At 72.6% G+C, this 22,095-nt stretch carries 23 protein-coding genes and 1 pseudogene; 13 read left to right on the top strand and 11 right to left on the bottom strand.

From position 1 onward, the window contains the following. Position 1 precedes the first annotated feature (1 nt). Both ABD340_RS21045 and ABD340_RS21050 read right to left on the bottom strand, forming a co-directional pair. Positions 2-718: a metal-dependent hydrolase gene (locus ABD340_RS21045; RefSeq protein WP_344590935.1), complete on the bottom strand. Its 717-nt coding sequence runs from the start codon at positions 716-718 to the stop codon at positions 2-4. A 176-nt stretch (positions 719-894) separates the two neighbouring features. Continuing rightward, positions 895-1,263, bottom strand: coding sequence for a winged helix-turn-helix transcriptional regulator (locus tag ABD340_RS21050; protein ID WP_344590936.1), 369 nt, complete (start codon positions 1,261-1,263; stop codon positions 895-897). Between the two features lie 88 nt (positions 1,264-1,351). On the opposite strand from ABD340_RS21050, the gene ABD340_RS21055 reads away from it, so the two are divergent. Further along, positions 1,352-1,975, top strand: coding sequence for an NAD(P)-dependent oxidoreductase (locus tag ABD340_RS21055; protein ID WP_344590937.1), 624 nt, complete (start codon positions 1,352-1,354; stop codon positions 1,973-1,975). Here ABD340_RS21055 and ABD340_RS21060 read toward each other — a convergent pair. From ABD340_RS21060 to map, 4 genes and pseudogenes are all read right to left on the bottom strand, one after another. Further along, positions 1,959-2,528: an ATP-dependent DNA ligase gene (locus ABD340_RS21060; RefSeq protein WP_344590985.1), complete on the bottom strand. Its 570-nt coding sequence runs from the start codon at positions 2,526-2,528 to the stop codon at positions 1,959-1,961. The genes ABD340_RS21055 and ABD340_RS21060 overlap by 17 nt on opposite strands. Continuing rightward, positions 2,523-2,936, bottom strand: a pseudogene (locus tag ABD340_RS21065) (DNA polymerase ligase N-terminal domain-containing protein); the annotation flags it as partial. The pseudogene ABD340_RS21065 and the gene ABD340_RS21060, both read right to left, overlap by 6 nt. Positions 2,937-2,958: 22 nt before the next feature. Beyond that, on the bottom strand, positions 2,959-3,651 hold the full coding sequence (locus ABD340_RS21070; RefSeq protein ID WP_344590938.1) for a ComEA family DNA-binding protein: 693 nt from the start codon (positions 3,649-3,651) through the stop codon (positions 2,959-2,961). A gap of 78 nt (positions 3,652-3,729) precedes the next feature. Then, positions 3,730-4,581, bottom strand: a complete 852-nt coding sequence (map, locus tag ABD340_RS21075) for a type I methionyl aminopeptidase (protein ID WP_344590939.1) — start codon at positions 4,579-4,581, stop codon at positions 3,730-3,732. Positions 4,582-4,651: 70 nt separating this feature from the next. Between map and ABD340_RS21080 the strand changes: the two genes are divergently transcribed. Next, positions 4,652-4,834 (top strand): hypothetical protein, encoded by a 183-nt coding sequence (locus tag ABD340_RS21080; RefSeq protein WP_344590940.1) that lies wholly within the window; start codon positions 4,652-4,654, stop codon positions 4,832-4,834. Positions 4,835-4,931: 97 nt separating this feature from the next. Here the strand turns inward: ABD340_RS21080 and ABD340_RS21085 are convergent, their stop codons facing one another. Then, on the bottom strand, positions 4,932-5,525 hold the full coding sequence (locus tag ABD340_RS21085) for a hypothetical protein (protein ID WP_344590942.1): 594 nt from the start codon (positions 5,523-5,525) through the stop codon (positions 4,932-4,934). Positions 5,526-5,625: 100 nt separating this feature from the next. Here ABD340_RS21085 and npdG point away from each other — a divergent pair, with 100 nt between their 5' ends. From npdG to ABD340_RS21105, 4 genes are all read left to right on the top strand, one after another. Further along, positions 5,626-6,315, top strand: a complete 690-nt coding sequence (gene npdG / locus ABD340_RS21090) for an NADPH-dependent F420 reductase (protein WP_344590943.1) — start codon at positions 5,626-5,628, stop codon at positions 6,313-6,315. An 11-nt stretch (positions 6,316-6,326) separates the two neighbouring features. Beyond that, entirely contained in the window at positions 6,327-7,358 is a 1,032-nt protein-coding gene (locus ABD340_RS21095) for a potassium channel family protein (protein WP_344590945.1), read from the top strand. Between the two features lie 165 nt (positions 7,359-7,523). After that, positions 7,524-7,865, top strand: coding sequence for a hypothetical protein (locus ABD340_RS21100; RefSeq protein WP_344590947.1), 342 nt, complete (start codon positions 7,524-7,526; stop codon positions 7,863-7,865). Next, on the top strand, positions 7,862-8,566 hold the full coding sequence (locus ABD340_RS21105; RefSeq protein ID WP_344590949.1) for a hypothetical protein: 705 nt from the start codon (positions 7,862-7,864) through the stop codon (positions 8,564-8,566). The genes ABD340_RS21100 and ABD340_RS21105 overlap by 4 nt, the downstream gene beginning before the upstream one ends. 2 nt (positions 8,567-8,568) lie before the next feature. Here ABD340_RS21105 and panB read toward each other — a convergent pair whose 3' ends face one another. Then, a complete protein-coding gene (panB, locus tag ABD340_RS21110) occupies positions 8,569-9,432 on the bottom strand; it encodes a 3-methyl-2-oxobutanoate hydroxymethyltransferase (protein ID WP_344590951.1) in 864 nt (287 codons plus the stop codon). A gap of 195 nt (positions 9,433-9,627) precedes the next feature. Here panB and ABD340_RS21115 point away from each other — a divergent pair, with 195 nt between their 5' ends. From ABD340_RS21115 to ABD340_RS21125, 3 genes are all read left to right on the top strand, one after another. Next, positions 9,628-11,193, top strand: coding sequence for an MFS transporter (locus ABD340_RS21115; RefSeq protein WP_344590952.1), 1,566 nt, complete (start codon positions 9,628-9,630; stop codon positions 11,191-11,193). A 13-nt stretch (positions 11,194-11,206) separates the two neighbouring features. Further along, positions 11,207-11,854: a TetR/AcrR family transcriptional regulator gene (locus ABD340_RS21120; protein WP_344590953.1), complete on the top strand. Its 648-nt coding sequence runs from the start codon at positions 11,207-11,209 to the stop codon at positions 11,852-11,854. Positions 11,855-11,998: 144 nt separating this feature from the next. Next, positions 11,999-14,116 (top strand): SpoIIE family protein phosphatase, encoded by a 2,118-nt coding sequence (locus tag ABD340_RS21125; RefSeq protein ID WP_344590955.1) that lies wholly within the window; start codon positions 11,999-12,001, stop codon positions 14,114-14,116. A gap of 84 nt (positions 14,117-14,200) precedes the next feature. Here the strand turns inward: ABD340_RS21125 and ABD340_RS21130 are convergent, their stop codons facing one another. Both ABD340_RS21130 and ABD340_RS21135 read right to left on the bottom strand, forming a co-directional pair. Then, positions 14,201-16,033, bottom strand: coding sequence for an NAD+ synthase (locus ABD340_RS21130; protein WP_344590956.1), 1,833 nt, complete (start codon positions 16,031-16,033; stop codon positions 14,201-14,203). A gap of 53 nt (positions 16,034-16,086) precedes the next feature. Next, on the bottom strand, positions 16,087-17,331 hold the full coding sequence (locus tag ABD340_RS21135; RefSeq protein WP_344590957.1) for an MDR family MFS transporter: 1,245 nt from the start codon (positions 17,329-17,331) through the stop codon (positions 16,087-16,089). A 54-nt stretch (positions 17,332-17,385) separates the two neighbouring features. Between ABD340_RS21135 and ABD340_RS21140 the strand changes: the two genes are divergently transcribed. Then, on the top strand, positions 17,386-18,360 hold the full coding sequence (locus ABD340_RS21140) for an ArsR/SmtB family transcription factor (RefSeq protein WP_344590958.1): 975 nt from the start codon (positions 17,386-17,388) through the stop codon (positions 18,358-18,360). Here the strand turns inward: ABD340_RS21140 and ABD340_RS21145 are convergent. Beyond that, positions 18,357-19,397 (bottom strand): terpene synthase family protein, encoded by a 1,041-nt coding sequence (locus ABD340_RS21145; protein ID WP_344590960.1) that lies wholly within the window; start codon positions 19,395-19,397, stop codon positions 18,357-18,359. The genes ABD340_RS21140 and ABD340_RS21145 overlap by 4 nt on opposite strands. Before the next feature lie 145 nt (positions 19,398-19,542). On the opposite strand from ABD340_RS21145, the gene ABD340_RS21150 reads away from it, so the two are divergent. The 3 genes from ABD340_RS21150 to ABD340_RS21160 are packed head-to-tail and all read left to right on the top strand — an operon-like array spanning position 19,543 to position 22,009. Next, positions 19,543-20,367, top strand: a complete 825-nt coding sequence (locus tag ABD340_RS21150; protein ID WP_344590961.1) for a transporter substrate-binding domain-containing protein — start codon at positions 19,543-19,545, stop codon at positions 20,365-20,367. Then, positions 20,328-21,194 (top strand): amino acid ABC transporter permease, encoded by an 867-nt coding sequence (locus ABD340_RS21155; RefSeq protein WP_344590964.1) that lies wholly within the window; start codon positions 20,328-20,330, stop codon positions 21,192-21,194. The genes ABD340_RS21150 and ABD340_RS21155 overlap by 40 nt, the downstream gene beginning before the upstream one ends. Then, a complete protein-coding gene (locus tag ABD340_RS21160) occupies positions 21,191-22,009 on the top strand; it encodes an amino acid ABC transporter ATP-binding protein (RefSeq protein ID WP_344590966.1) in 819 nt (272 codons plus the stop codon). The genes ABD340_RS21155 and ABD340_RS21160 overlap by 4 nt, the downstream gene beginning before the upstream one ends. The last annotated feature ends 86 nt before the right edge of the window (positions 22,010-22,095 follow it).

The raw sequence follows: 22,095 nt of genomic DNA on the forward strand, positions 1-22,095 counted from the left end.
GCTAGCCGCGGGTGAGCCAGTTGGTGGCGACGTCGCCGAGCATCGAGCGGATGGTCAGGATGGCGACGCCGAGGGTGAGCAGCGGGGTGACGACCCAGCGCTCCACCTTGCCGTCGGTGCGCGGGATGGCCGGGATGTCGATGCGCCACTTCATCGGCCAGAACACCGGGCAGCCGCGCGGCGTCAGGCAGTCGCCGGCGACATGGGCCAGGCAGCCCAGTGCGACGGCGAAGCCCGCGAAGCTCATGTCCAGGTCGTGCATGAGGTAGACGGCCAGGCCGGCCACCGCGCAGTCGGCCAGCGCGGACTGCGGCTCCTTGCCCTCGAAGTCCAGCCCGATGCCGCGCAGCCCGAAGCCGACGATGATGAACAGGGCGACCCACCAGCCGTACACGAAATGCCTGGCCAGCGCGTCCATCGCCAGGCCCATCAGGACCGCGAACAGGATCGAGTGGGTGGCCTGCCGGTGCCCGCCGGAAGCCTTCCCGACCCATTTGCAGAGTTTCTTGGTGATCGGACCGAAAGTGTTGGCGATGCGGCCGTTGTGGTGGTCGATGTCGGGCAGCAGCGCCGCGCCCGCGCACACCACGGCGCCGGCGAGCAGCTGGCCGGGGGAGAGGTCGAGCGCGCGATCGCCCAGCAGCCATTCCTGGCTGAGGAGCGGAACGGTGCCCAGCCACACCAGCGCGCCGCTGAGGGCGTGCGTCTGCCCCATCATCCGCGGTAACCCCCGTTATCCACTTGTGCCAATCCCGTCGTCCCCGGCCCTTCTCCTCGCGGACTCTAACCCCGGAAGGGCTGTTCTCCGGGGCGGCGCGCCGATGACGCCTTGTGTCCATTTGGATTGATTACGGGCGTTTCTGGTTCCCCTTCATTTCCGGGGATACGGGACGATCAGCGGCCGCCGGCGGTTGTGTCGTGCTGCTCGCGTGCCTTCATCACCTCGTCGACGTGCTCCTCGGCCCACGCGTTGACGGCCTCGACCGGCCCGCGCAGCGAGTGGCCGAGAGGGGTGAGGGCGTACTCGACCCTGGGCGGGACCTCGGCGAACACCTCGCGGGTGACCAGGCCGTCGCGTTCGAGCGAGCGGAGCGTCTGGGTGAGGACCTTGGGGGTGATCCCGCCGATGGTGTCGCGCAGGACGGTGAAGCGGCGCGGGCCGTCGATGAGGGTGAGGACCACCAGCACCGACCACTTGTCGCCGATGCGGTCGAGCACGAGCCGGGCGCCGCAGCCGGGGTCGAAGGAGTCTCCGGTTCTCATGGTTTCCCCAAGGTACCAATGGCACGTTGAAGTAACCGATATCCGATGGATACCGTCGAGGTGATCGGAGTTCACTGGGAGGTCTGAGATGAAGATCGCGCTGATCGGCGCCACCGGGATGATCGGGAGCAGGATCGCGGCGGAGGCGCGTTCCCGAGGGCACGAGGTCACCGGGATCACCCGGACGGGGAACGAGGGCACGGCCCGGGCGGACGCCGCCGACGCCGCCGCCGTGGCCGGGCTCGTCCGGGGCCACGACGCGGTGGTCCTGTCGGTGTCCCCGCCGCGGGACGGCTCGGAGGCGTCCGGCCCCCTGCTGGCGGCCGGGCGGGGCGTGCTGGAGGCGCTGCGCGAGGCCGGGGTGAAGCGGCTGGTCGTGGTCGGGGGCGCGGGAAGCCTGGAGATCGCCCCCGGCGTGCGCCTGGTGGACACCCCGGAGTTCCCGCCCGGGTACAAGGGCGAGTCGCTGGCCGCGGCCGAGCAGCTGGCGGAGATCCGCGCGGAGGCCGGGGACCTGGACTGGACCTACATCTCGCCCGCCGCGGTGATCGAGCCCGGGGAGCGCACCGGCACCTTCCGCCTGGGCGGCGACCGGCTGCTGTCCGACGCCGACGGCAACAGCCGCATCAGCGCCGAGGACTACGCCGTGGCCCTGGTGGACGAGCTGGAGAAGAGCGAGGCCGTCCGGCGCCGCATCACCGTCGCGTACTGAACGGCAGGTAGCGCCAGGCGCTCGACCGCGTCCCGGGCTCGTAAGGTGAATCCAGCCGCTTGGCGAGGATCCCGGACAGGCCCTGGGCGCGGGCCGCCTCCCGTACCGCCTCGGCCTCGCCCGGATACCAGGGCGAGGTGTGCCGGCGCGGGCCGTCGAGGCCCAGCCCGTCCAGGAGCTCGCGGCGCCGCCGGTACGGCTCGTCCAGCAACGAGCGCCCGTCCAGGTACAGCAGGTCGAACAGCAGGTAGGTCTCCTGGCCCTCCACCTCGGCCAGTTCCCCGTCCAGGACGGCCGGACGCGCGCCCAGCGCCGCCCCCAGCCGCGATCCGAGCCCGGCCGGGCCGCCGACAGCCCGGCCGTCGCCGCCGGTGAACCGGGCCCGGCCGCCCTCGACGTACGCCGCCAGCCGCCGCCCGCCCCAGGCGAACTCGAACGCGTACCCGGCACGGTCGCGCGGCAGGCGGGCGTGCCGCTCCGGCAGCATCGGCCGCACCGCGTCCGGTATCGGCTCGGCGTCCGGGTCCGCGGGCGGATCCATGCGGTGGATCATCCAGTTCTCGCCTTTGGTCCGGAACAGCGCGTACCGTCCCGTGACCCGGGAGCCGTGCAGCACCACCTTGACCTCGCGCTCGGACCACTTCTCGGTCTCGTACGTCCCGCGATCCCAGATCGTCATCCGCCCGGCGCCGTACTCGCCCTTCGGGATCTCACCCTCGAACGCCGCGTACTCCAGCGGATGATCCTCGGTGCGCACGGCCAGCCGGTCGGTCTCCGGGTCGGCCGGGATCCCCTTGGGCACCGCCCACGACACCAGCACCCCGGCGCGCTCCAAACGCAGATCCCAGTGCAGGCTCCGGGCATGGTGCTCCTGGATCACGAACGTGTCGCCGCCGCCCTCGGGGAGCGGCCCCTCCCGCGGGACGGGCTCAGGCGTCCGCCCCGCGGCCCGCTTGCCCCGGTACTCGGCGAGCCGGTCGCCCTCACCTGATGAAGACGGCGTAGTCGGCCACCTCCGAGGTCAGCGCCGGCGGCAGCCCGGCGAGCGCCGCGAGCTCCTCGGCGGACATGAACCCGCCCGTCTCCGCCCGCACCCGCTCGATCTTCACCGCCAGCTCGGGCGTCACTCCCGGCAGCAGCGTCAGCGCCTCCGCGGGGGCGTGGTTGACGTCCACCAGCCCGCCGTCGTTGTACTGCCGCGGCAGGTCCGGACGGCCGATCCGCAGCTCTTTGGCCAGCCCCGGATCCCCGGCCGCCAGCGCGCGGGCCTTCTGCCGCAGCGCCCGCTGCCGCCGCACCGCCTCGATCGCCGCCTCGTTGTCGACCCCCGAAAGCCCGTGCGGGTCGAACACCTTCCGCCGGATCGCGAACGCGTGCCCGCACCCCACCACCGCCAGCAGGAACGTCAGCACCCCCACCGAGCCCTGCGTGCCGCCCGGCTCCTTGTCGATCCCCGGCAGCAGCGTCAGCATCAGCACGAACACCGCGATGTAGGCCGCCGACGCCGCCGTCAGATGCGCGCTGCGACGCCACAGCGCCGCCGCGGCGAAGGTGAACGGGGTCGCGTACCCGAGCGTCAGGAACGGCAGCGCCGCCCAGGTCACGCTCATCGCGGCGCGTCCCGGCGGCATGCTGTCCGACGGCACCCGCGGTTCGTACGGCACTGGGGCTCTCATCGAAGCGCACTCCCGAGCCGGTCTGGGGAGATTGGGCTCTAGATCCTTTTTGTACCCGTGGTCGTGGTCACGGAAGGCTCAGGGAAGAGTCAGGATCTCGTGGCCGTCATCGGTCACCAGCAGGGTGTGCTCGAACTGCGCGGTCCGCCTGCGGTCCTTGGTGACGACCGTCCAGCCGTCATTCCACATGTCGTAGTCGTGCACCCCGAGCGTCAGCATCGGCTCGATCGTGAACGTCATCCCCGGCTGCATGATCGTCGTCGCCGTCGGATCGTCGAAGTGCGGCACCGCCAGGCCCGAATGGAACGTCGTCCCGATCCCGTGCCCGGTGAAGTCGCGCACCACCCCGTACCCGAACCGCTTGGCGTACGACTGGATGACCCGCCCGATCACGTTCAGCGCGCGGCCCGGCGCCACCGCCCGGATCCCCCGCATCATCGCCTCGTGCGTCCGCTCAACCAGCAGCCGCGACTCCTCGTCCACGTCCCCGCACAGGAATGTGGCGTCGGTGTCACCGTGCACCCCGCCGATGAACGCGGTGATGTCGATGTTGATGATGTCGCCGTCCCGCACCACCGTGTCGTCCGGGATGCCGTGGCAGATCACCTCGTTGATCGAGGTGCACAGCGACTTGGGGAAACCCCGGTACCCCAGCGTCGAGGGATAGGCGTCGTGCGCCAGCAGGAACTCGTGCCCGATCACGTCCAGCTCGTCGGTGGTGATCCCCGGCCGGATGTGCTTGCCGACCTCCTCCAGCGCCTGCGCCGCGATCCGCCCCGCCACCCGCATCTTCTCGACGGTCTCCGGCGTCTTGACGTCCGGCTCCCCGGTCTTGGGGCGCTTCTTCCCCACGTACTCCGGACGCGGAATATGCGCGGGAACCTTGCGCATGGGGGAGACACGGCCAGGCCGGAGTAGTTGGGTCGTCATAGTGAGGGAGTGTAGTCAGCCGACCCTGGGCACGAATCCCGAGGCGGTAGGCGAAAACGGAGGAGGCGCCATGAAGGACACCAAGGGCGACGGCGACTGGTGGTTCTGCCTCAAGCACCTGAAGGTCGAACACGGCCCCGGCTGCGCCAACAAGGACCGCATGGGCCCCTACGACTCCAAGACCGCCGCCGCCGGAGCCCTGGAACTGGCCCGCCGCAGAAACGAAGACTGGCGAGCCCAGGACGATGACTAGGCTGTGTTCATTGCAATCCCGGCCTCCGGCATCGCCCCACCGGCCGGCCAACGCGCTCGCGCGCTACCTGAGGCCACTTCGAGACAGGCCCTGGCACTTAGTCCACCGTGGGGCCGCTTACCGCGTCCAGCAGGCGGGCCAGGCGGCGTCTCAGGCCGCGTGGGGTGTTCGTCCGGGGGACGGTTCCGCCCGCGGCGGCGCTGACGAGGTGCTGGGCGCCGTCGAAGCTGATCAGCCCCTCGTCGGGCGGGACGGTCAGCGCCTCGTGCGCCAGGCCGCGCAGGTCGCGGTCGCCGCCCTCCAGGGCCAGGATCACCGCGCCCGTTCGGCGGGCGTCGTCGACCCGCTCCAGCAGCGGCACGGGTGCGCCGTCCTCGGCGACGACGAACAGGGTCTCGCCGCGCCGGGCCGCCTCCAGGCGGTCGAGGCCGACGGACAGGTGGGGCGGCGCGCCGGGGGGAGGCGACCAGCGCACCAAGGTGGGGGAGAGGCCGGGGAGCCCGCCGAGGCGGCTCTCGTCGTCGAGGTGCGCGGCCATGTGCCAGGGGTCCTCGGCGGGGGTGCCCACCAGCAGCAGGCCGCCGGGGGTGCGCGCACTGGTGCGCAGGGCCTGCCCGAACTCCCCGGTGCGCTCCAGCCACCCGGTGGCGGCCAGCACCTCGCGCAGCATCGTGACCTGCTCGGCGTCCACGGGCTCCATGGTGCCCCACGCGGGGCCGTGTGCAGGCGGTTTTCGGGATGCGGCAGGGCGGTCGGAGCCCCTGGTGACGGCACCTGGCAGACTCGATCGCATGACTGAGCGGCAGAAGACCCCTGATGACCTTCCCGACGTGACCGGCTTGACGATCGGGATCCTGGGCGGCACCGGCGACCAGGGCAAGGGACTGGCGCGCCGGTTCGCGCTGGCCGGGCACCAGGTGATCATCGGGTCCCGGAAGGCGGAGCGGGCCCAGGCGGCCGCCGACGACCTGGACGAGGGGCTGCCGGTGCGGGGCGCGGAGAACCCGGTCGCCGCCACGGAGTCCGACGTGGTCGTGGTGGCGGTGCCGTGGGACGGTCACCGGGCCACGCTGGAGTCGCTGCGCGCCGAATTGGCCGGGAAGATCGTCGTCGACTGCGTGAACCCGCTCGGCTTCGACAAGAGGGGCTCGTTCCCGCTGCCGGTCGAGGAGGGCAGCGCCGCCCAGCAGGCCGCGGCGATCCTCGAGGAGAGCCGAGTGGTCGCCGCGTTCCACCACGTGTCCGCGGTGCTCCTGCTCGACCCGGAGGTCGGCGCGATGGACCTGGACGTGCTGGTGCTGGGCGACGACCGGGAGGCCACCGACCTGGTGCAGGCGCTGGCCGGCCGGATCCCCGGGATGCGCGGGGTGTACGGCGGGCGGCTGCGCAACGCCGGCCAGGTGGAGGCGTTCACCGCCAACCTGATCTCGATCAACCGGCGCTACAAGGCGCACGCCGGGCTGCGCGTAACCGACATCTGACCCGCCCCGACGTGCCGGATCGAGGCGCCGCCGCCCCGCGGGTCATGCTGCCCTCGGCCCGTACCGGGCCGATGCGGGCCGTGCTGCAGCGGGTCGGGATCGCGTTATTGCTGCTTTTCGCCGTGGTCGCGGTCGTCTACATCGACCGGGACGGCTACCGCGACAACGCCGGCGGGCGCCTGTCGCTGCTGGACTGCTTCTATTACGCGACCGTGACCGTCTCCACGACCGGCTACGGCGACATCACGCCGGTCAGCGCGGGGGCGCGGCTGGTCAACATCGTCTTCGTCACTCCGGTGCGGGTGCTGTTCCTGATCGTCCTCGTCGGCACGACCCTCGAGGTGCTCGCGGAGCGCACCCGCGCGGACTGGCGGCTGTCCCGTTGGAGGGCCCGGGTGCGCGACCACATCGTGGTGGCCGGCTACGGAACCAAGGGCCGTAGCGCCGTCAAGACCCTGCTGAAGACCGGGGTCGACCGCGAGCACATCGTGGTGGTCGACCCCGATCCGGGGAGCGTCGCGGAGGCCGCCGAGGACGGGCTGGCGGGGATCGTGGGCGACGCGACGCGCACCGCGGTGCTGCGCCAGGCGGCCGTCCACCGGGCCCGGGTCGTGGTGGTGGCCAGCGCCCGCGACGACACCTCGGTGCTGATCACGCTCACCGCGCGGCAGCTGAACCCGGGCGCCAAGATCCAGGCGGCGGTGCGGGAGTCGGAGAACGTCCCGCTGCTGCGGCAGAGCGGCGCCGACCACGTGATCACCTCGTCCGAGGCGGCCGGGCGGCTGCTGGGCGTCTCCACCAGCCAGCCCAACGTCAGCGAGGTCATCGAGGACCTGCTGGAGCAGGGCACCGGGCTGGACCTGGTGGAGCGGGACGTGCGCGCCCACGAGGTCGGCGGGTCGGCCCGGGAGCTGCCCGAGCCGGCGATCGCGCTGGTCCGGGACGGGCGGACGCTGCCCTACGACGACGACGCGTGCGAACGGCTCCAGCCCGGCGACCGGGTCATCGTGGCCCGGTCCGCGCGCCGCCGCGCGGCCGAGTGAACAGTGGCGGGAGCGGTAGCTGACGTTCGCGCGTCCAAGTGCTGACGTTGGTGGATGAGCACGCCGGACCGCCGTGACCGCCAGACGCCCTGGTGGCTTCTCCGGTCGAGGCCGCGGGGCCGTCCCGACGCGCCGTATGATCGGAATTCCCCAGGGCAGGTGAAGATGAGGCAGATCCGGTCGGCAGACCCGTGGAGCACGTTCCTTACCGCGTCCGGCCGAGGCGGCGGTGCCGTCTCCCCGCGGGCCGCGGGGCCGCCGGACCCGGGGGGCGGGCATCCCGACCACGGTGACGCGCCCGACGCCGCCGGGCTGCCGGAGGCATGCCGGCTGGTGCTCGGCAGGCTGGGCGCCGCGTCCGGCCCGCAGAGCCTGGAGCAGCTGCACCACGCCACCGGGCTGGGCCTGCTGGAGGTCGCCGACGCGGTCGAGCGGCTGACGGAGCGCGGCCTGGTGAGCGTCGAACGCGAGGTCGACGAGCTGGTCCGGCTGACGGGCACGGAGTGATCGGCTACCTGGTCGCGGTCTCGCTGAGCTGCCTGGTCGGGGTCGCCGAGCTGATCAGCCGCTACCGGGACCGCCCGACCACCCTGGTACGGGTGCCCAGCACCTGGGCGTACGTGCTGATCAACGGGGCGGCGGGCGCCGGTTCGCTGCTGCTCCTGCACACCTTCGACTGGAAGTTCGGGGTGAAGTCGCCGCAGGTGGCGGGGGCCACCCAGGTGCTGGTGGCCAGCCTGGGCTCGATGATGGTCTTCCGCAGCGCGGTGTTCACCGTCCGGGTCGGCGACGAGGACGTGGCGGTCGGCCCGAGCACCCTGCTCACCTCGCTGCTGGCCGCGGCCGACCGCGGGGTCGACCGGATGCAGGCCAAGACCCGGGCGCACGAGGCCGGCGAGATCATGCGCGGGGTCTCGTTCGCCAAGTCCCGGCTGGCGCTGCCCACCTACTGCCTGGGCCTGCTGCAGAACGTCTCCGCCGAGGACCAGGCCGACCTGCGGACGGCCGTGGACGCGCTGGCCGGCAGCGAGATGACCGACGCGCAGATGGCCCTCAACCTGGGCCTGCTCCTGATGAACGTGGCCGGCCCGGACGTTCTGAGCGCCGCCGTGGAGACCCTCCGCGACGAGATCTCCGTGGCCGGCTCCGGCCCCGCGATCCCGTCCCCAAGGACGTCCACCGAGGAGACCGCCGTCCCCGGCCCGTGATGTCAGTGGTAGGCGTGCTCGGGGGCGGGGAACACGCCGCCGACGACCTCCTCGGCGTAGGAGCGGGCGGCGTCGCCCAGGATCGTGGCCAGGTCGGCGTACTTCTTGACGAACTTGGCGGTGCGCGGGGTCAGGCCGGCCATGTCCTGCCAGACCAGCACCTGCGCGTCGGTGTGGTCGCCGGCGCCGATGCCGATGGTGGGGATCGACAGCGAGGCGGTGACCTTGGCGGCGAGGTCCTCGGGGACGCACTCCAGCACGACCGAGAACGCCCCGGCCGCCTCCAGCGCCTTGGCGTCGGCCATCAGCTCGTCGCCGGCCTGGCCGCGGCCCTGGACGCGGTAGCCGCCCAGGACGTTCACCGACTGGGGGGTGAGGCCGAGGTGGGCCATCACCGGGATGCCCGCGGCGACCATGGCCTCGGCCTGGGGGAGGACGCGGCGGCCGCCCTCCAGCTTGACGGCGTGCGCGCCGGTCTCCTTGAGGAACCGGGTGGCGGTGGCGAGGGCCTCGCCCACGCCACTCTGGTACGACCCGAACGGCAGGTCGGCGACCACCATCGCGCGCTTGGAGCCGCGGACGACGGCGGCGGTGAGGGGGATGAGGTCGTCGACGGTGACGGGGATGGTGGAGTCGTACCCGTACACGACCATGGCGGCGGAGTCGCCGACCAGCAGTACGGGGATGCCGGCCTCGTCGAAGATCCGCGCGGTGAGGGCGTCGTACGCGGTGAGCATGGGCCACTTCTCGTGCCGCTGCTTGGCGGCGGCGATGTCGCGTACGGTGACCCGCCGTCCGCCCTGGCCGCCGTAGAGGGCGGTCGGCTGGGCGCTGTTCTGCCGGTCGGGGGCAGCGGAAGAAGACACGGTTGAACCTCCAGTCTCGAGGCGCCACGGTGGCGTACCCGGACGGATCCGATGATTTCACTGACCCAACGATTCGGGTAGTCCCCAGATTCCGGTCAAGGTTTCGAAACGGTACGTTTGCGTATCGGATTATTTCCGGCGTAAGCTGACGAGATATACGAAACGCAGCCGTATCGGACGCCCCCTGGGAGGGTCGTGAACCCCGAGACCATCCGGCGCCGCCGCTGGTACATCCTCGGCGTGCTGAACTTCAGCCTGCTGGTCGTGGTGCTGGACAACACCATCCTCAACGTCGCCCTGAAGACCATCGCCGACCCCGAGCAGGGGCTCGGCGCCACCCAGAGCCAGCTGGAATGGGCGATCAACTCCTACACGCTGGTGTTCGCCGGGCTGCTGTTCACCTTCGGCGTGGTCGGCGACCGGCTCGGCCGCAAGCGCGTGCTGGTCGCCGGCATGGCCGTGTTCGCCGTGGCCTCGCTGCTGTCGTCGTACGCGCAGAGCCCCGGCCAGCTGATCGCGGCCCGGGCGCTGATGGGCCTCGGCGGCGCCGCGATCATGCCGCAGACCCTGTCGATCATCACCAACGTGTTCGAGCCGCACGAGCGCGCCCGCGCCATCGGCATCTGGAGCGGTGCGGTCGGCGTCGCCATCGCCATCGGCCCGATCACCGGCGGCCTGCTGCTGGAGTACTTCTGGTGGGGCTCGGTGTTCCTGATCAACGTGCCGGTCATCGTGACCGGCGCCGTGCTGATCGCCCTGCTGGTCCCCGACTCCCGCAACCCCGACCCCGGCGGGCTCGACCCGGCCGGAGTGGTGCTGTCGATCATCGGGCTGGTCACCCTCTCGTACGGCATCATCCAGGGCGGCGAGCGCGGCTCCTGGCTGGAGCCCGGCGTGCTCGGCCCGATCGCGGCCGGGCTGGCGGTGCTGGCCGCCTTCGTCTGGAACGAGGCCCGCATCGACCACCCCGCCTTCGACGTGCGGCTGTTCCGCGACCCCCGGCTGTCGGCGGCGGTCGCCGCGATCGCGCTGACCTTCTTCGCGTCCTCGGGCATGTTCTTCTTCACCGGCTTCTACCTGCAGTCGGTGCGCGGGCTGAGCGCGCTGCAGTCCGGCGCGATGCTGCTGCCGTTCGCCGCGGCCCAGCTGATGTTCTCCACCCGCAGCCCCGCCCTGGTACGCCGGTTCGGCGCCAAGGCGGTCTGCACCATCGGGCTCGTGCTCGTCGCCGCCGCGCTGGGCGCCTACCCGGTGCTCGGCATCGGCACCGGAACGCCGCTGTGGGTGGTGGGCGCGGCCTTCTTCCTCCAGGGCGCCGGGATGGCCGTCATCATGGCGCCCGCCACCGAGTCGGTCATGTCCGCGCTGCCCCGCGAGAAGGCCGGCGCCGGATCGGCCCTCCAGAACACCGCCCGCCAGGTCGCCGTCGCCATGGGCGTCGCCCTGCTCGGCTCGGTCCTGGCATCCCTCTACCGCGGCCGGCTCGCCGAGCACCTCGCCGCGATCCCGGCCGGCGCCCGTACGGCCGCGAACGAGTCCATCGAGGGCGCGCACGCGGTCGCCGAACGGCTCGGCGCCGCCGGCCTGGTCGGGCCCGCCGACACCGCGTTCGTCGAGGCCATGCGGATCACCGCCGGCGGCGCCGCCGCGATCGCGCTGCTCGGCGCGCTGGTCGTCCTGAAGTGGATGCCCGGCCGCGCCGCCGGGGACGCGCCCCGGCGGCAGGAGGAGAAGGGCGCACGCGACCGCGCCCAGGTGTGAGAAAGAGGCTCCCATGAGCGAGACGACGACAGGCCAGACCTTCGCCACCGGGTCCGTCCCGGTGGGCCGCGCCCCCGGCCGGCCGCGCAGCGAACGGGCCGAGAAAGCGATCATCGAGGCCACGCTGGACCTGCTGGCCGAGGAGTCGGGCGTGGCCGGCGTGTCGATCGAGGCCGTCGCCGCCCGCGCCGGCGTCGGCAAGACCACCATCTACCGGCGCTGGCCCAACAAGGAGGCGCTGATCGTCGGGGCGCTGGCCGCGGCCAAGCGGCCGCTGCGCGACCCGGGCCGCGGCACGGTGCGCGAGGACCTGCTCGTCCTCGCCCGCGAACTGGGCGCCGAGCGGCGCGACCGGCACGCCCGCTGCTTCTGGAACGTCGCCGGCGGCGCCGAGAAGCACCCCGAGCTGTACGCCCGCTACCGGCACGACGTGATCGAACCGCGCCGCGAGGTGCTGCGGCGGGTGCTGCGCCGCGGCCTCGACCGCGGCGAGCTGCGTCCCGGCGCCGACCCCGAGGTCGCCATCGCGCTGCTCGTCGGCGCCCTCGCGCACCGCGCGCCCCTCGACCGCCTCCCCGAGGGCTTCCCGGAAGCCGTCGTGGACGCCGTTCTCGGCGGTATCGGTGCCGAACCGACGGTACGGGACGATACCGGGCGCTAGAATCGCGGCCCCATCCGATAGAGCTTCCACACTATTTCGGCGCCGGAGACGTGATCTTCTACCTTGATCACGCCTCATGCCCCATACTGGCGCTGGGAGTGCTAGGACGACCGGCTGTCTGGAGCGCGTCTGGTGAGATCCGTCATGGCGTCGCGAGGCGATGCGCCCACCGCCGATTCCGCGTCCCGCACCCTGGTCCTGGGCATCGATGGGACGCGGCGGATCGTGCAGTGCGGGCCCAACGCCCGCGCCGTGCTCGGCTACGCCCCCGCCGACCTGATCGGCCGGGCCGCGGGCGAACTGGCCGGCGATGAGGCCAAAGCCGACCTGGAGACCCTGCTGGAGGCCATCGCCGCCGGCCAGGAACGCACCGCCGTGCTGGCCGTGCGGCGCGGCGACGCCACCGGGGGCGAGGGCGGCACCACCGACGCCGTCGTCACCGCCCAGCCCATGGTCGGCGGCGAGACCGGCGCCGCCCCGATGGGCCTGCTGCACGTGCGGGTCGCGCTGCCGCCCAGCGAGCGCTACCAGGACCCGGCGCTGATGCGCCGCGCCCTGCTCGACGACCCGCTCACCCGGTTCGGCGCCTCCCTCGACCTCGACCAGTCCGCCAAAGGCCTGGTCGACGTGATCGTCCCGCACTTCTGCACCACCGCGTCGGTGCTGGTGCTGGAGAGCCTGGTCGCCGCCGACGAGGTGCACAGTGAGTCGGGCGGCGCCGTGCTGCGCCGCATCGCCGTCACCACCGACGACCGCAACCCCATGTGGACGGCCACCTTCCCGGTCGGCGAGGTGCTCGTCTACCCCGAAGGGACCCCCTACCGCGAGGTCCTGGAGACCGCCCAGCCCGTCCACCTGGCGCACGTCGACGCGGCCAAGGCCGGCGACATCGCCGGCCGGTGGCGGCGCAACCCCGCCGGAGAGCTGCTCACCGGCGTCTCCATGGTGCTGCTCCCGCTGATCGCCCGCGACACCCTGCTCGGCTTCATCGCCTGCACCCGCGTCCCCGGCTTCCGCAAGTTCGACGCCTACGACGTCGAGATCGGTATGGAGTTCGCGGCCCGCGCCGCGATCGTCATCGACAACGCCCGCCGGTTCAGCCGGGAACGCGCCACCGCCCTCGCGCTGCAGCGCAGCCTGCTGCCGCACCGGCTGTCGGCGCCCTCGTCGGTCGAGGTCCGGCACCGCTACCTGCCCGGCAGCCAGCTCGTCGAGGTCGGCGGCGACTGGTACGAGTCGATCGCGCTGCCCGGCGCCCGGGTCGCCCTGATCGTCGGCGACGTCGCCGGGCACGGCGTGCGCGCCGCCGTCACCATGGGCCGGCTCCGCACCGCCCTGCACACCCTGGCCAACCTCGAACTGCCGCCCGCCGACGCCCTGCACGTCATGCACGAGCTGATGATCGAGCTCGGCGAGCAGGAGCCGCACTTCGCCACCTGCGTGTACGCCGTCTACGACGCCACCTCCGGCACCCTCGAGGTGGCCTCCGCCGGCCACCTCCCGCCGCTCCTGGTCGGCCCCGACGGCGCCAGGGAGTACCTCGAGGTCCCGCCCGCCCCGCCGCTCGGCGTCTCCGGCTCGGCCGCCATCGAGAGCCGCGAGTTCGAGGTCGAGGACGGCAGCGTCTTCGTCATCTACACCGACGGCCTGGTCGAGAACCGCGGCCGCGACATCGACGACGGCCTCGCCCGCCTCCGCGACGTCTTCGGCCCCGGCACCGCCGCCCGTCCCATGGAGGACCTCGCCAAGGCCACCCTCGCCGGCGTCTACGCCGACCACCACCGCGACGACATCGCCGTCCTCCTCGCCCGCCTGCGCCGCATCCCCGAAGACCGCTTCACCTCCTGGATGCTGCCCGCCGACGCCGCGGCCGTCCGCCGCGCCCGCGGCCTCGTCCGCACCCAGCTCGACGAATGGGACCTGGACGAGCTGACCTACACCACCGAACTGCTCGTCTCCGAACTCATCACCAACGCCTACCGGTACGCCCCCAGCGGCCCCATCGAGCTCCGCCTCCTCCACGAGCGCACCCTCGTCTGCGAAGTCCTCGACCGCTCCGCCGCACTGCCCCGCCTCCGCCGCGCCGCCGACGACGACGAGAACGGCCGCGGCCTCCTGGTCGTCAGCCAGATCGCCCACCGCTGGGGCTCCCGCCGCACCCCCGCGGGCAAGGTCGTCTGGTGCGAACAGACCATCCCAGGCATAGACCCAGACCCCCCAGAACCAGAATCAACCTGGCCAGGAGAAGCCCACCACCTGTAGCTGTGTTGATCTGGGGGGTGAGGTCTGCGTGCTGAAGGCCGTGGGGCTGACCCCCACCGGAGTGGGGGCCGCCCGTAAGGAGCGCTAGCGACTGGAGGGGGCGTCCGCCCCGCCGGGGGGTGTGGGGGGTCGTCTCCCCACCAGCAACTCCCGCCAACGATTGGTTATGGGGAGGCGGCGGTCGCGGCCGAAGTTCTTTGGGGTGATCTTCGGGCCGGGCGGGTACTGGCGGCGCTTGTATTCGGCGAGGTCGACCAGGCGGATGACGCGTTCGACCAGGGCGGGGTCGTGGCCGGCGGCGATGAGGGCGTCGCGGCCCATGTCGCGTTCGACGTAGTCGACCAGGAGCGGGTCCAGGACGTCGTACGGGGGGAGGGTGTCGCGGTCCTTCTGGTCGGGACGGAGTTCGGCGGACGGCTCCTTGACGATGACGGCCTCGGGGATCGGTTCGTCCTCGAAGGGGTGCAGGAAGGGGCGGTCGGCGCCGACCTGGGTGTTGCGCCATCGGGCCAGGGCCCACACCATCGTCTTGGTCAGGTCCTTGATGGGGCCGAAGCCGCCCGCGGAGTCGCCGTAGAGGGTGGAGTAGCCGGTGGCCAGCTCGCTCTTGTTGCCTCCGGTGAGGACGAGGTGGCCGTGCTCGTTGGACAGGCCCATCCAGACGTTGGCGCGGATGCGCGCCTGGAGGTTCTCGGCGGCGAGGCCGTGCAGGTCGAGTTCGGCCTCGAACGCGTCGACCATGCCGCGGATCGGGACGATGCGGGAGTGCAGGCCCTGCCGTTTGACGAGCTCCTCGGCGTCGGTGATGGAGCCTTCGGTGGAGTAGCGGCTGGGCAGCAGGACGACGTGCACGAGGTCGGGGCCGATGGCGTCGGCGGCGATGGTGGCGACCAGGGCGGAGTCGATGCCGCCGGACAGGCCGAGCAGGACGGAGCGGAAGCCGTTCTTGCGGACGTAGTCGCGGGTGCCGAGGACGAGCGCGCCGTACACCTCGGCGAGGTCGTCGAGGGGCTGGGCGGCGGTGTGCGGGGCGGGGTCGTAGGCGGGGACGGGGTCTTCGCTGACGACGCGGTGGTCGATGCTGATGGTGGTGCCGTCGAGGGCGTTGATGGGGCCGGTGACCGGTTCGAGGGCGGCGGGCAGGTCGAGGTCGGCGACGAGGAGGTGTTCGACGAACTGCGGGGCGCGGGCCAGCGGTTCGCCGTCGGCGCCGACGATGACCGAGTCGCCGTCGAAGACGAGCTCGTCCTGGCCGCCGACCAAGTTGACGTAGGCGAGGGCGCAGCCGGCCTCGCGGGCGCGGTCGGCGCACAGTTCCAGGCGGACGTCGTCCTTGTTGCGCTCGTAGGGGGAGGCGTTGATGGCGAGGAGGAGCCCGGCGTCGGCGGTGGAGGTGACGCTGACGGGGCCGCCGTCCTGCCAGAGGTCCTCGCAGATGACGGTGGCGACGTCGACGCCGTGCACGCGGACGACGGGCAGCGTGTCGCCGCGTACGAAGATGCGGTACTCGTCGAAGACGCCGTAGTTGGGGAGGTGGTGCTTGGCGGAGCGGATGAGGACCTCGCCGTTGTGCAGCCAGGCGGCGGCGTCGAGCGGGGAGCCGGCCGGCAGCCCGGCGCGGACCATGCTGACCGGACGGCGGTCGAGGTAGCCGGTGACGACGGGGAGGTCGCCGAGGCCCTCCTCGGCGAGGGCGCGGGCGGCGTCGGCGAGGGCGCGCTGGGAGGCGTGCACGAACGAGGAGCGCAGCGCGAGGTCCTCGACGGGGTAGCCGGTCAGCATCATCTCGGGGAAGGCGACCAGGTGCGCGCCCGCCTCGGCGGCGCGCCGCGTCCATTCCACCAGGAGGCCGGCGTTGCCTTCCAGGTCGCCGACCGTCGGGTTCACCTGCGCGAGCGCGATCCTGAGTTGTGCCACGTCAACCAGCCTAAGGGACGGCAATAAGTATCGTCATTATGACGATAAGAGGGTCAGGGCGCCAGTGCCGCCCGCTGCCGGTGCCGGATCGCGGGGCCCAGGGCGAGCTGTGCGGCGGCCGCGGTGAGGCCCAGGGCCAGGCAGGTCAGCCAGAGGACGGGCGCGCCCGCGCTCAGCAGTTGCGTACCGCCCAGCGGCGCCAGCAGGAAGCCGCCCGACCAGGACAGCCCGTACAGGCCGCTGTACCGGCCGCGCAAATGCTTGGGGGAGAGGTCCGCCACGACGGCCTGGAGCACGGACGCGGCGATGATCTCGCCGAGCGTCCAGACGAGGATGGCGCCGGCGTACCCCCAGACGTCGGTCGCCGCGGCGGTGAGGCCGTAGCCGATACCGACGACGGCGAAGCCGGCGGCCAGCACGCGGCTGTGGTCGCGGCGGCTGAGCCAGGTGCCCACCAGCGGCTGCACCGCGATGATGAGCACGCCGTTGGCGGCGATCGCGGTCCCGTAGGCCTGGGGTCCCAGGCCCTGGTCCTTCATGGCCAGCGGCATCGTCGTCATGCCCTGCATCAGCACGAACGTGTAGACCGTGGTGATCAGCACGTACCCGACCATGATCCGGTCGCGCAGCACCGTGGTCCAGGAGCCCGCGGCGCGGTCCTCGGCCGGGGACTTCGGGCGGGTCTCGGGGACGGCCCGCCACACCAGGATCCCGAACGCGGCGCAGCTGAGCGCGTCGATCCAGAACAGCCACAGGAAGCCGTGCCCGGCCAGCGCGCCGCCGAGCACCATCGCGACCGCCCAGCCCAGGTTGACCGCCCAGAAGAGCAGCCCGAACGCGCGCGGCCGGTCGGCCGGGGAGATCAGGTCGGCGACCATGGCGGCGGCCGCCGGCCGGTACATGTCCAGGACGAGGCCGAGCACGAACGCGGTCGCCACGATCGCGGGGATGCCCTGGACGTAGCCGAGCGCGAGCATCGCCGCGCCGGTCGCGACCGTCCCGGCGGTGAGCGTCAGGCGCCGCCCGACGCGGTCGGCGAGCGCCCCGCCGGCCAGCTGCCCGGCGAGCGAACCGGCGCCCAGCACCGCCATCACCGCGCCCGCCTGGACCGGCGACAGACCCCGGACCGTGGTCAGGTAGAGGCCGAGGAACGGCTCCACCATCGTGCCGAGCCGGTTGAGGAGCTGCCCGGCCCACAGCACCCAGAAGGGGCGGGGGAGCCCGCCCAGGCGGGGGCCGAGGAACGCGGCGACGCGGCCGGGCGCGGGCAGGGCGGCTTGGGATTCGAGGGGGGTCACACAGCGATCGTCGGAGGACCGCGGGCGCCTGCACAGTGATTTAGCCTGGGCTAAATGATCGAGTTCGTGTTCACGCCGGACGACGTGGCGCGGGTGCGGTTCGCCTTCTCGCCGCTGTGGGAGCTGGTGCACGGCCTGCGCGTGCTCGCCGACCCGTCCGGGCACGCCCTGCACCTGCCGTGGGTGCGGCAGGTCCTGCCCCGGCTGCGCGGGCTCGACCGGGGGCTGCTGGACGAGCTGATCCCCGCCGAGGGATACGTTCCGGACTTCCTCACCCCGCCCCCGGTCACCCCGCTGCCCGACTTCGCGGCCGAGCTGGAGACCGTGCGGGCGACGCGGCCGGAGGTCGTCGCGGAGGAGATCCTCTGGGCACGGCCGGGGAACCCCGTCCGGCCCGGGCGTCAGGCCATGGCCGACGACGCCGAACGCACCCTGGAACGCGTCGTCGACCAGCTTGAACGCTTCTGGGCCCTGGCCGTCGAGCCGTACTGGGAACCGATCAGGGACCTGCTGGAAGGCGACGTGCTGCGCCGGAGCCGGGCGCTGGCCGCGCACGGCGCCGAAGGCGTGTTCGCCGATCTGCACCGGGGCGTGGCATGGCGCACCGACACCCTGGTCGTGGACCGTCCGTGGAGCTTCCGCAGCGAACTGCGAGGGCGCGGGCTGCTGCTGGCGCCGAGCGCGTTCGTGTGGCCGCGGGTGTCGGTGATGGTGCCGCCGTACCAGCCGATGCTCAGCTACCCGCCGCTCGGCGTGGCGACGCTGTGGGAGCCCAGGCCGGCGGCGCCGCCGGACGCGCTGGCCGCGCTGCTCGGCCGCCGCCGCGCGCAGCTGCTGGCCGCGCTGGAGACGCCCGCCTCGACCACCGACCTGGCCCGCAGGCTGGGCGTGACGGCCGGCGCGGTCAGCCAGCATCTCGGCGTGCTGCGCGCCTGCGGCCTGGTCACCGGGCACCGTCTGGGCCGCCGGGTCCTGTACGCGCGGACCGCCGCGGGTGACACACTGTCCGCGGCCGGACGCCCGCCCTAGCGCAGCGAGGCCAGGCCGTCCAGGCGCAGGCCGACGTGCCCGGACGGGCCGGCGGACGAGCCCTCGGGCGGGCTGTAGCGGCCGGACTCGGAGAGCCAGTCGATGTGCGCGCGCGGCGCGTTCAGCAGGACGCCGATCACCTGGTTCGCGGCCTCCCGGTCATGCTCCGCGAGGCCCAGCCGGTCGACGGTGCCGCGCAGTGTCTCGGCCGATTCCCGCAGGCGGTCCGCCAGCGCGGCGATCCGCTCGGCGACCCGGCGCATCGACTGGGACGGGTCGACGCCGTGCGCGGCGGCCATCACGATCACATGGTTGTGCACGTCGCCGAGCACCGCCTCCCGGCCGTAGGAGGCCAGGTCGTTGGACCAGGTGATCACGTCCGCGGTGTCCTCCAGCAGCGTCTGCCAGGCCGGCAGGGCCAGCGGGCGGGGCGGCAGTTCGACGCCGAGCACGGGCTCCATCAGGTCGTACAGGAACGGGCCCGCGGCGCGGCGGCGCAGCGCCGGATACTCCTCCGGGGTCGGCATCTGCCGCGTCCGGCGGAACACCGCCTGCTCCGAGCAGCCCCGGCGGTGGTCCTCCAGGTGCCCCAGGAAGCGGCGCCGCCAGTCGCGGCTCATCCCGGCCGCGGTGTCCTGCCACAGTTCCACCAGCGTGCTCTCCAGGGGCCGCGCCCCCGGGCTGGCGTGGCCGCGGCGGATCGCGCGGAGTAGATCGTCGCACACAGCCTGTACGGCGGTGGCGCTGCCGGATACTGTGGCCTGGTCGAGGGTGTCGTCCAGCGCGAACGTCCAGGTGAGCCAGCGCGCGAACAGTTCGACGCGGTCCGGTTCGGCCTCGGGGAACAGGCGGGCGGCCAGGCGCTCGCAGCGTGCGCGGCCCAGTGGTGTGGTGTCCGGATCGCCCAGCACCAGGCCCCGGCCCCGCGCCCAGGCGTCCAGGCGCTCGCCGAGTTGCCACACGTCCGGATGCATGGCCGACGGGACGGCCAGGGCGGCCGTCCGGTCGGCGAGTGAAAGCAGCAGTGAGGTGTTCACGACTCCACAACGTTATTGATCAACCCGGTGGCGAGCCGATGATCGCCACGTCAATTTTGGGAAAATGGAAGGGTGAGGGCGGACCGTCCGGCACCCGCCAGGGCGGAGCCAGAACGGCGATTCGCCACACACCTCTGGAGGAATCGTGTCCGGAACCACCCCCCGCCGTCTCGCGGCCGGAGCGGCCGCACTCGTCCTGACGCTGTCCGCGGCCGCGGCCTGCGGCGGCGACGAGGGCGCCACCGTGCAGGGCGTCAAGCTGATCAAGAAGGGTGCGCTGACCTCGTGCACCCACCTGCCCTACCCGCCGTTCCAGGAGGAGCGGGGCGGCAAGGTGGTCGGCTTCGACGTGGACATGGTCGACCTGGTGGCCAAGAAGCTGGGCGTTCCTCAGAAGATCGTGGACACCCCGTTCGAGACGATGAAGACCGGGGCGGCGCTGAACGCCGGCAAGTGCGACATCGTCATGGGCGGCATGACGATCACTCCCGACCGCACGAAGTTCATGGACGTCAGCAAGCCCTACTTCGACGCCACCCAGGCGCTCCTGGCCAAGAAGGACAGCGGCCTCAGGTCGCTGGAGGACGTCAAGAGCCGCAAGGTCAAGCTGGGCTCCCAGGCGGGCACCACCGGCGAGGAGTTCGTCAAGGGGAAGGGCCTTGACCCGCGCTCGTTCGACAACTCCCTGGCCGAGCTCGACGGGCTGCGCACCGGCCAGGTCGATGTGATCGTGCAGGACTACCCGGTCGTCAAGAACTGGCTGAAGAACCCGGCCGACGCCGCCAAGTACACCATCGTGGCCAACCTCGACACCGGCGAGCAGTACGGGCTCTGGTTCCGCAAGGGCGACAACCCCAAGCTGGTCGAGATGACCAACCAGGCGATCGCCCAGGCGAAGGCCGACGGCACCTACAAGAAGACGTACGAGAAGTGGATCGGGCCGATGCCCAAGACCGGCGGCGCTTCGTGACGACCGAGCCGGTGAAGTCGGCGGCGCCGGCGGGCATGTCCCGGCGGCGCCGGCGGCGGCTGGCCCTCGGCGTCCAGTACGCGCTGTTCGCGGCGGTGGTGCTGGCGATCGCGCTGCTGGCCGACTGGCCGCAGCTGCGGGCCAACTTCGCCAACCTGGAGGTCGCCCGGACGCTGTTCCCCGACATCCTGACCGTCGGGCTGGTCAACACCGCGCTCTACACCGGTCTGGGGTTCGTGCTCGGCCTGGCGGCGGGCCTGGTCATCGCGCTGATGCGGCTGTCGTCGGTGGCGCCCTACCGCTGGTTCGCCACCGCCTACATCGAGATCTTCCGCGGCCTGCCGCTGCTGCTGATCTTCATCTTCGTCAGCGTCGGGGTGCCGCTGGCCTTCCCCGGCGCCAACGTCCCCGGCGGTGTGGCGGGGCAGGCCGGGCTGGCGCTGGGGGTGGCCGCCGCGGCGTACATGGCCGAGACGATCCGGGCCGGCATCGAGGCGGTGCCGCGCGGCCAGCTGGAGGCGGCCCGGTCGCTGGGCATGTCGCAGGCCCGGGCGATGCGCTCGATCATCATCCCGCAGGCGTTCCGGATCATCATCCCGCCGCTGACCAACCAGCTGGTGCTGCTGTGCAAGGACTCCTCGCTGGTGCTGTTCCTGGGCGTCACGCTGGAGCAGCGGGAGCTGACCAAGTTCGGGCGGGACCTCGCGGGGCAGGAGGGCAACACCACGCCGATCATCGTGGCGGGCATCTGCTACCTGCTGCTCACGATCCCGCTGAGCCTGCTGGCCCGGCGGCTGGAGGCCCGGCAGCGGAGGGAGCGGCGATGAGCGAGACCCCGGAGCAGGGCCCGGACGTCCCGGAGGCGGGCGCGAGCGCGATCGAGATCAGGGACCTGCACAAGTACTTCGGCCGCAACGAGGTCCTGCGCGGCATCGACTTCCACGTGGAGCCGGGCGAGGTGGTCTGCGTGATCGGGCCGTCGGGTTCGGGCAAGTCCACCCTGCTGCGCTGCGTCAACCTGCTGGAGGAGCCCACGTCCGGGACGGTCCGGGTGGCCGGCGTGGAGATCACCGACCCCGAGGTCGACATCGACGCGGTGCGCCGCCGGATCGGGATGGTGTTCCAGGCGTTCAACCTGTTCCCGCACCTGACCGCGCTGGGGAACGTCACGATCGCGCAGCGCAAGGTGCTGCGCCGGGGCCGGGCCGAGGCCGAGCGGACCGCCCGCCAGGTGCTGGAGCGGGTCGGGCTGGCCGACAAGCTCGCCTCCTACCCGGCCCAGCTGTCGGGCGGGCAGCAGCAGCGGGTGGCGATCGCCCGCGCGCTGGCGATGGGCCCGCGGGTCATGCTGTTCGACGAGCCCACCTCCGCGCTGGACCCCGAACTGGTCGGGGACGTGCTGGGCGTCATGCGGGAGCTGGCCGAGGAGGGCATGACCATGCTGGTGGTCACCCACGAGATGAGCTTCGCCCGCGAGGTCGCCGACCGGGTGGTGTTCATGGACGACGGGGTGGTCGTGGAGGAGGGGCCGCCCGGGCAGGTGATCGCCGATCCGCGGCACGAGCGCACCCGCACGTTCCTGTCCCGCGTCCTGGATCCCGCCGCCGCGCGGGTGGGGGAGGCCGGGGAGGGCGGCGGCTGATCGGCGCGGCCGCCGGCCGGTCCGCGGGCCCCTCCGCTCGGCCCGGTCCGGTCGGCGTGCCGGGCACACCGCGCGGTGTGGCAGAG

The organism is Actinomadura vinacea (assembly GCF_039532545.1).
GTDB classification, from domain to species: Bacteria; Actinomycetota; Actinomycetes; order Streptosporangiales; family Streptosporangiaceae; genus Spirillospora; species Spirillospora vinacea.